A 6,078-nucleotide genomic window follows, 5' to 3' on the forward strand; every position below is an offset into this window, starting at 1 on the left:
CGGCAGGGATGGCGCGGCAGGGATGGCGCGGCGGGCTTGGGCGGCCTGGGATGGGGCGGCGCCGCAGGGACGGCGACCCCGCGCCGCCTGACGGCTACTTCTTCTTGGGCGCCGCCCGCTTGGCAGCGGGCTTCTTGGCGGGCGCCCGGCGGGCCGGCTTCTTGGCCGGCCCCTTGGCGCGCTTCTCCGCGAGCAACTCAACTGCCCGCTCGGGGGTCAGGGTCTCCACCGTGTCACCGCGAGGGATCGTGACGTTGGTGACGCCGTCCGTGATGTAGTCGCCGAAGCGGCCGGACTTCGCCACAATCGGCTTCTCCGACACCGGGTCCAAGCCAAACTCCGCGAGCGGCGGCGCTGCCGTGCGGCCGCGGCCGCGCTTTGGCTCCGCGTAAATGGCTAGGGCCTCCTCCAAAGAGATGTCGAGCAGCTGATCCTCGGACGCAAGCGTCCGTGAGTCCGTGCCCTTCTTGAGGTACGGGCCGTAGCGGCCGTTCTGGGCGGTGATCTCGGCGCCGTCGGCGGGGTCCGTGCCCACGACGCGCGGCAGCGACATGAGCCGTACCGCATCCTCGAGCGTGACGGTCTCCAGTTGCATCGACTTGAACAGCGACGCCGTGCGCGGCTTGGCCTTTGACTCCTCCGGCAGCACCTCGGTCACGTAGGGGCCAAAGCGGCCGGCCTTCGCAACAACGGTGGTGCCGAACTCAGGGTGCGTCCCCAGCTCGCGCTCGTCCCCACCCTGCGAGGCGAACAACTCCTCCGCGCGGGCAACGGTCAGCTCGTCGGGCGCTACCTCTTCTGGCACGGACGCGCGCTGCGTCTCGCCGTCAACCTCGCGCTCGATGTACGGCCCGTAGCGGCCAACGCGCAGCGAGATGCCGTCGCCAACGGGGAACGTGTTGATGGCGCGAGCATCGATCTCGCCAAGGTCGTCTACCAGGTGCTTCAGGCCCTCGTCGCGACCCTCCGCCCCAGACGCACCGGAACCAAAGTAGAAGCGCCCAAGCCACTCGCGCATGTCGGCCTCACCGCGCGCGATGCGGTCAAGGTCCTCCTCCATGTCGGCCGTGAAGTCGTAGTCGATGAGCCAGCCAAAGTGCTGCTCCATGAGCCCAACAATCGCGAACGCGATCCACGTGGGGATGAGCGCCTGCTTGTCGATGCGCACGTATCCGCGGGCAACGATGAGGTCCACCGTGGCGGCGTACGTCGAGGGACGCCCAAACTTGCGGTCCTCGAGCTCCTTGATCATCGAGCCCTGCGTGAACCGCGGCGGCGGCGTGGTGGCGTGCGACACCGGCTCGAGCCCTGACGCGTCAACGGCCTGCCCCTCGGCCAGCTGCGGCAAGCGCTCGTCGGCCTCGGTGACGTGGGTCTTCTTCTCGGACTCGTAGCGAGACTCCTCGCGAGACTCCTCGTACGCGGCTAGGAATCCCGGCGACGTGATGATGGTGCCGGACGCGGAGAACTCCACCGCGTGCCCAGCCCCAGAGGTGGCACCCAAGCGCACCGTGGACGTGGTGCCCACAGCGTCGGCCATTTGCGAGGCGACGGTGCGCTTCCAGATGAGCTCATACATGCGGAACTCGTCGCCACGCAGCTCCGCGCGAACGGAGTCAGGGGTGCGGAACTTGTCGCCAGCGGGGCGGATCGCCTCGTGCGCCTCTTGCGCGTTGGAGTCCGAGGAGGCGTACACACGCGCGGTCGCCGCCACCGAGTCAGAGCCGTACAGCTCCGCGGCCTGGGACCGCGCCGCACGCACGGCCTCGCCGGACAGCGTGGGCGAGTCCGTCCTCATATACGTGATGTAGCCGCGTTCGTAGAGGCCCTGCGCCACGCGCATCGCGTCCCGCGCCCCAAGGCGCAGCTTGCGCGACGCCTCCTGAATCAGCGTGGACGTAATAAAGGGAGCGGCGGGGCGCCGCTTGTACGGCTTGGACTCGACGCCAACCACCGAGAAGTCAGAAGCAGCCAGCCCGGCGGCCAAGGAACCGGCCGTGCCCGCGCTCACATGAAAAACCTTGTCGTTCTTGAGCACGCCGCGGTCATCGAAGTCCTTGCCAACCGCCACCCGGCGACCATCCACAGAGGTGAGGCGAGCGCTGAACGACCGCCCAGCGTCGGGCCCCTCCTTGGCGGCAAAGGTAGCGGTGAGATCCCAGTACTCCGCGGACTGGAAGGCCATTCGCTCCCGCTCGCGGTCCACCACCAGGCGCAGCGCGATCGACTGCACGCGCCCCGCCGAGAGCCCCTGTTGAATCTTGCGCCACAGCACCGGCGAGACCTCGTAGCCGTAGAGGCGGTCGAGGATGCGGCGGCCCTCTTGGGCTTCCACCAGCTCCATGTCGAGCTCGCGCGGGTTCTCAAGCGCCCTGGTAATTCCCTCACGCGTGATCTCGTGGAACGCCAGGCGCTTCACCGGCACCTTGGGCTGCAGCACCTCAAGCAGGTGCCACGCGATGGCCTCACCCTCGCGGTCCTCATCAGTTGCGAGGTAGACCTCGCTCGCGTCCTTGAGGCGCGACTTGATGTCCGCGACCACCTTCTTCTTCTCCGGGCTCACCACGTAATACGGCGCAAACCCGTTCTCCACGTCCACGGCGAACTTGCCAACCGAGCCCTCGCGCTTGCCCGCGGGCAGCTCGCTCGGCTGCGGCAGGTCGCGAATGTGGCCAATGCTGGAGACCACGTCATAATCCGCGCCGAGGTAGCCGCCAATGGTCTTGGACTTGGTTGGCGACTCGACGATGACGAGCTTGCGGGGCATGGTGCCTGCTTTCGTGGGGTGGAACGCACACAGAATACATACGGCGTCCGACGCTGGGTTGCGCGGGTGGGAACATGGGGATATGCCTGTGGTCACCCAAGCACTGTCCGACGCTGTCCTCGCCGCGATGAATGAGGCCACCGATGCGGAGGTACTTCCGCGGTGGCGGTCCCTTGGTTCCGACGATGTTCGCACCAAGGCGGGGCCCTGGGACATGGTCACCGACGCGGACGTGCTGGCCGAGCGGAGGCTCACCGCATCCCTCACAGAGTTGCTGGATATCCCCGTGGTTGGTGAGGAGGCGACGGCCGCCGATCCGTCGCTGCTGGACCTGGTCGCCGCCGCAGAGGCGTGCTGGGTGGTGGACCCCGTTGACGGCACCCGCAACTTCGTTCACGGTCAAGAGGACTTCGCGTGCATGGTCGCGCTCATCGAGGGCGGGCGGACCCAGGGAGCTTGGATCACGTACCCGGCGGTGTCGCGTGAGATGCACGGGGCCCTTGGCGTGGGGTGTTTCGTGGACGGGAGGCGAGCGCTGGCGCCCGAGCCAGCCGACCCGTCGGCCCTGCGCGGCGCCCTTGGTGCCCGCGCGTTCGTCGCCGATCCCGAGGCCGTGTATGCGGCGGCGGGCTCGCTGGGGCCGGTGCGCGACATTCGGTTCTGCGCCGGCTGGGACTACCTCGACATGGTTGAGGGGCTCAACAAGGACTACGTGCTGTTCACGCGCACGCTGCCGTGGGATCACGCGCCCGGATCGCTGCTGGTGCGCGAGGCGGGGCTGGCGTCGCTGCGGCCGGACGGCAGCGAGTACTTGCCCGGCGATGGGCGGCCGGGATTGCTGACCGCGCACCCGTCCGTGTGGGAGCGGGTGGCGAGGGCGCTGCTACCGGCGCTCTAGATCCGGCAGGTCTTCTGGGTGGATGACGTCGTAGAGCCTGCGGCCGCACAGCACCGGGGCGTGGGCGCCGCGGCGGATGACCTCGCGAGCGGTGGCGCGCACGTCCTCCCTGGTGTGGCGGGACGGGTCCACGCTGATCGTCACCTCGTACTCGAGGCCCGAGCGCATGATGAGCTCAAGCGACGTCCACACCGAGACGTCGTGGGCGCCCGCGGCTCCCACCTCGATCCCCACCCAGTCGGCGAGCGACAGCACGTCCGCGAGGCTGCGCGGCAGGCCGCCGCGCGTCAGCAGGCCTACCAAATAGCCCAGTTCGCGAGCCTGCGCCATCGCGTCCGCGAGAGCGCTCTGGCGGGTGGGCTCGTCGCCGCCAAACACCACGGCGTCCACGAGGCCGCGGCGCTCGCGCAGGCCCGCCTTGACGTGCGTCCATGGCACGCCAGGGCCGTCGCCGGCGAGGAGCACGCCTGTGGCCAGGCGGCCATACCAACGGTGCGGAGTGATGGGTTCAACGCCGCCAATCACTAGTGATTGGGCGTCAAGAACATGGAGGGGGCTATGGGACGTCAGTGTCACATGCCCGACGCTACGGTCGGGTTTGGCCGTTAGGCAGGGACTTTCGGCCCCTACTTTCAGGCCAGTAAGCCGGTTTCGATGAGTTCGCGGATGGCGGGGAGTTGGTCTTGGGCATGGTCCACGCCCAGCGCGTTCAGGGCGCTGAGGATCTGGCCTACCTTGAGCTCTCCGTCACACGCGCCAATGAAGCCCGCGAGGGCGGTGTCCGCCCTGATCGCGCGGCCAAAGCCGCCGCCCTGGCGGATCAGGATGTGCTCCGGATCCGGTAGCAACGGACGTCCGTAGACCTCGCGGGTGACGTCCGGCTGCACCACGAGGCGCTGCTCGCGCAGCGCCTCGTCATCCAGGTTCCGCAACCGGTCGTGCGCCGCCAACCCTGCGGCCAGGGCGGGCCCAAGGGGAGCCGCAACTGGGCCCTCCAAGAACTCAAGCCGCCGCAGCGTCGGGCGGGCACCGTTGAGGGGACGGCGCAGGAGGACCATGCCAAAACCAATCTCCCGCACTCCCCGGCGATCGAAGTCGCTGAGGTACGCGGCGTAGGCGTCGTCGAAGGCGGCGCGGCCGCGCTCGGGGACCACGCCGGCGTCGCGCAACCAGATCTCCGCGTACTGGGCGGCGTCAAGGACATCCCGCTGCACCACCCAGGCGTCCATGCCGGTGCCGTCGAGCCACTGCTCCCAGCGCTCGCGCCAGTCTTCGCGGATCTCCCAGTTGCCAAGCATCTGCGCCACGCCGCCGGGCGCGAGCACGCTGCCGAGCGTCTTCGCGAGCGTGCCCACGAGCGCATCGCCCGGCATGCCTCCGTCGCGGTATTCGAAGCTGGGGGCGCCGGGCGGCGTGATGACGAAGGGCGGGTTGGAGACGACGAGGTCAAAGTCCTCGCCCATGACGGGTTCCAGGAGTGAGCCGTGACGCAGGTCTAGCGTGACGTCCGCCAGCGCGGCGTTGAAGCGCGCGAACTCGAGGGCGCGTTGCGAGATGTCCGTGGCCGTGACGTGGTGCGCGTGGGTGGAGGCGTGGAGCGCCTGGATGCCGCTGCCGGTGCCTAGGTCGAGGGCGCGCGTCACGGGGGTGCGCAGGGTGATGGAGGCGAGCGTGAGGCTCGCGCCGCCGACGCCGAGCACGTGGTCGTCGGCGAGGCGCTCACCGGTGACCGCCTCGCCAAGGTCGCTCGCGACGTGCCAGAGGTGGTCCTCTGTCTCATAGGGGCGGAGGTCTACGAGCGCGCGCACGGGATCGTCGTCGCTCGCCCCGGCCGTCGCGATGAGGCCCGACGCTGCGGCCGCCTCCGCCGTAAAGGTTGGGAGCGCGCGGTTCACCTGGGCAACCGTGAGGGCGTCACCGAGGCAGAAGAGCCGGGTCAGCAGCGCGATGCGATCGTCACCGGCGGCGCGGGCCGCGAGCCGGGCGGGGACGAGTTGTTCGCGGTCCAGAGCTGCGACCGCGCGCTCGCCAATGAGCTCCGCGATGGCGTCGTTGGTCCAGGGCTCAAGGTCCGCGCGCAGGGCGTCCGGGTTGTCCAGGTGCACGCAAGCAGGGTATCCCGGCGCCCTCCACGCCCTTGCCCTCGCCCAGCCCTCAGACCCAGGCCCCGCCGCGCGGTTTAGGCATCTGACGTGTACCCGTTCGGGCAAATCCGCCTAGTTCAGGCAACTCACCACCCCCTGGAGCAGCGGCGCCAATTAGCGCCCCCAGGTTGGTGCGGCGCGGTGAGGGCGGTTGTGGTGCCATGCCCGTTTCCCTATTTTAAGGATTCTTAAAATAGGGAAACGGCAGTAGGAGTTGGCGCGCGGTGCTGGGTGACGGGGGCCGGGTGCGCGGGGCAGGCGGCGCGGGC

The 6,078-nt window shown here is 69.2% G+C and carries 4 protein-coding genes; 1 reads left to right on the top strand and 3 read right to left on the bottom strand.

Annotated features, from left to right (window positions below):
- Positions 1–94 precede the first annotated feature (94 nt).
- Positions 95–2,767, bottom strand: coding sequence for a type I DNA topoisomerase (gene topA / locus QM618_RS10950; RefSeq protein ID WP_428098764.1), 2,673 nt, complete (start codon positions 2,765–2,767; stop codon positions 95–97).
- 82 nt (positions 2,768–2,849) lie between these two features.
- Here topA and QM618_RS10955 point away from each other — a divergent pair, with 82 nt between their 5' ends.
- A complete protein-coding gene (locus QM618_RS10955; RefSeq protein WP_428098767.1) occupies positions 2,850–3,665 on the top strand; it encodes an inositol monophosphatase family protein in 816 nt (271 codons plus the stop codon).
- Here QM618_RS10955 and QM618_RS10960 read toward each other — a convergent pair.
- Entirely contained in the window at positions 3,651–4,241 is a 591-nt protein-coding gene (locus QM618_RS10960; RefSeq protein ID WP_428098771.1) for a hypothetical protein, read from the bottom strand. The two genes, QM618_RS10955 and QM618_RS10960, sit on opposite strands and share 15 nt — an antisense overlap.
- A gap of 56 nt (positions 4,242–4,297) precedes the next feature.
- Positions 4,298–5,770 (bottom strand): DUF7059 domain-containing protein, encoded by a 1,473-nt coding sequence (locus QM618_RS10965; protein ID WP_428098776.1) that lies wholly within the window; start codon positions 5,768–5,770, stop codon positions 4,298–4,300.
- Between the last annotated feature and the right edge of the window lie 308 nt (positions 5,771–6,078).

Origin of the sequence: Demequina sp. (assembly GCF_049841215.1) — a bacterium.
Lineage (GTDB): Bacteria > Actinomycetota > Actinomycetes > Actinomycetales > Demequinaceae > Demequina.

What these genes read in the sequence shown, in the direction of transcription:
- topA (WP_428098764.1), bottom strand. Translation starts at nt 2,767, where the DNA reads ATGCCCCGCAAGCTCGTCATCGTCGAGTCGCCAACCAAGTCCAAGACC.
- QM618_RS10955 (WP_428098767.1), top strand. Translation starts at nt 2,850, where the DNA reads ATGCCTGTGGTCACCCAAGCACTGTCCGACGCTGTCCTCGCCGCGATG.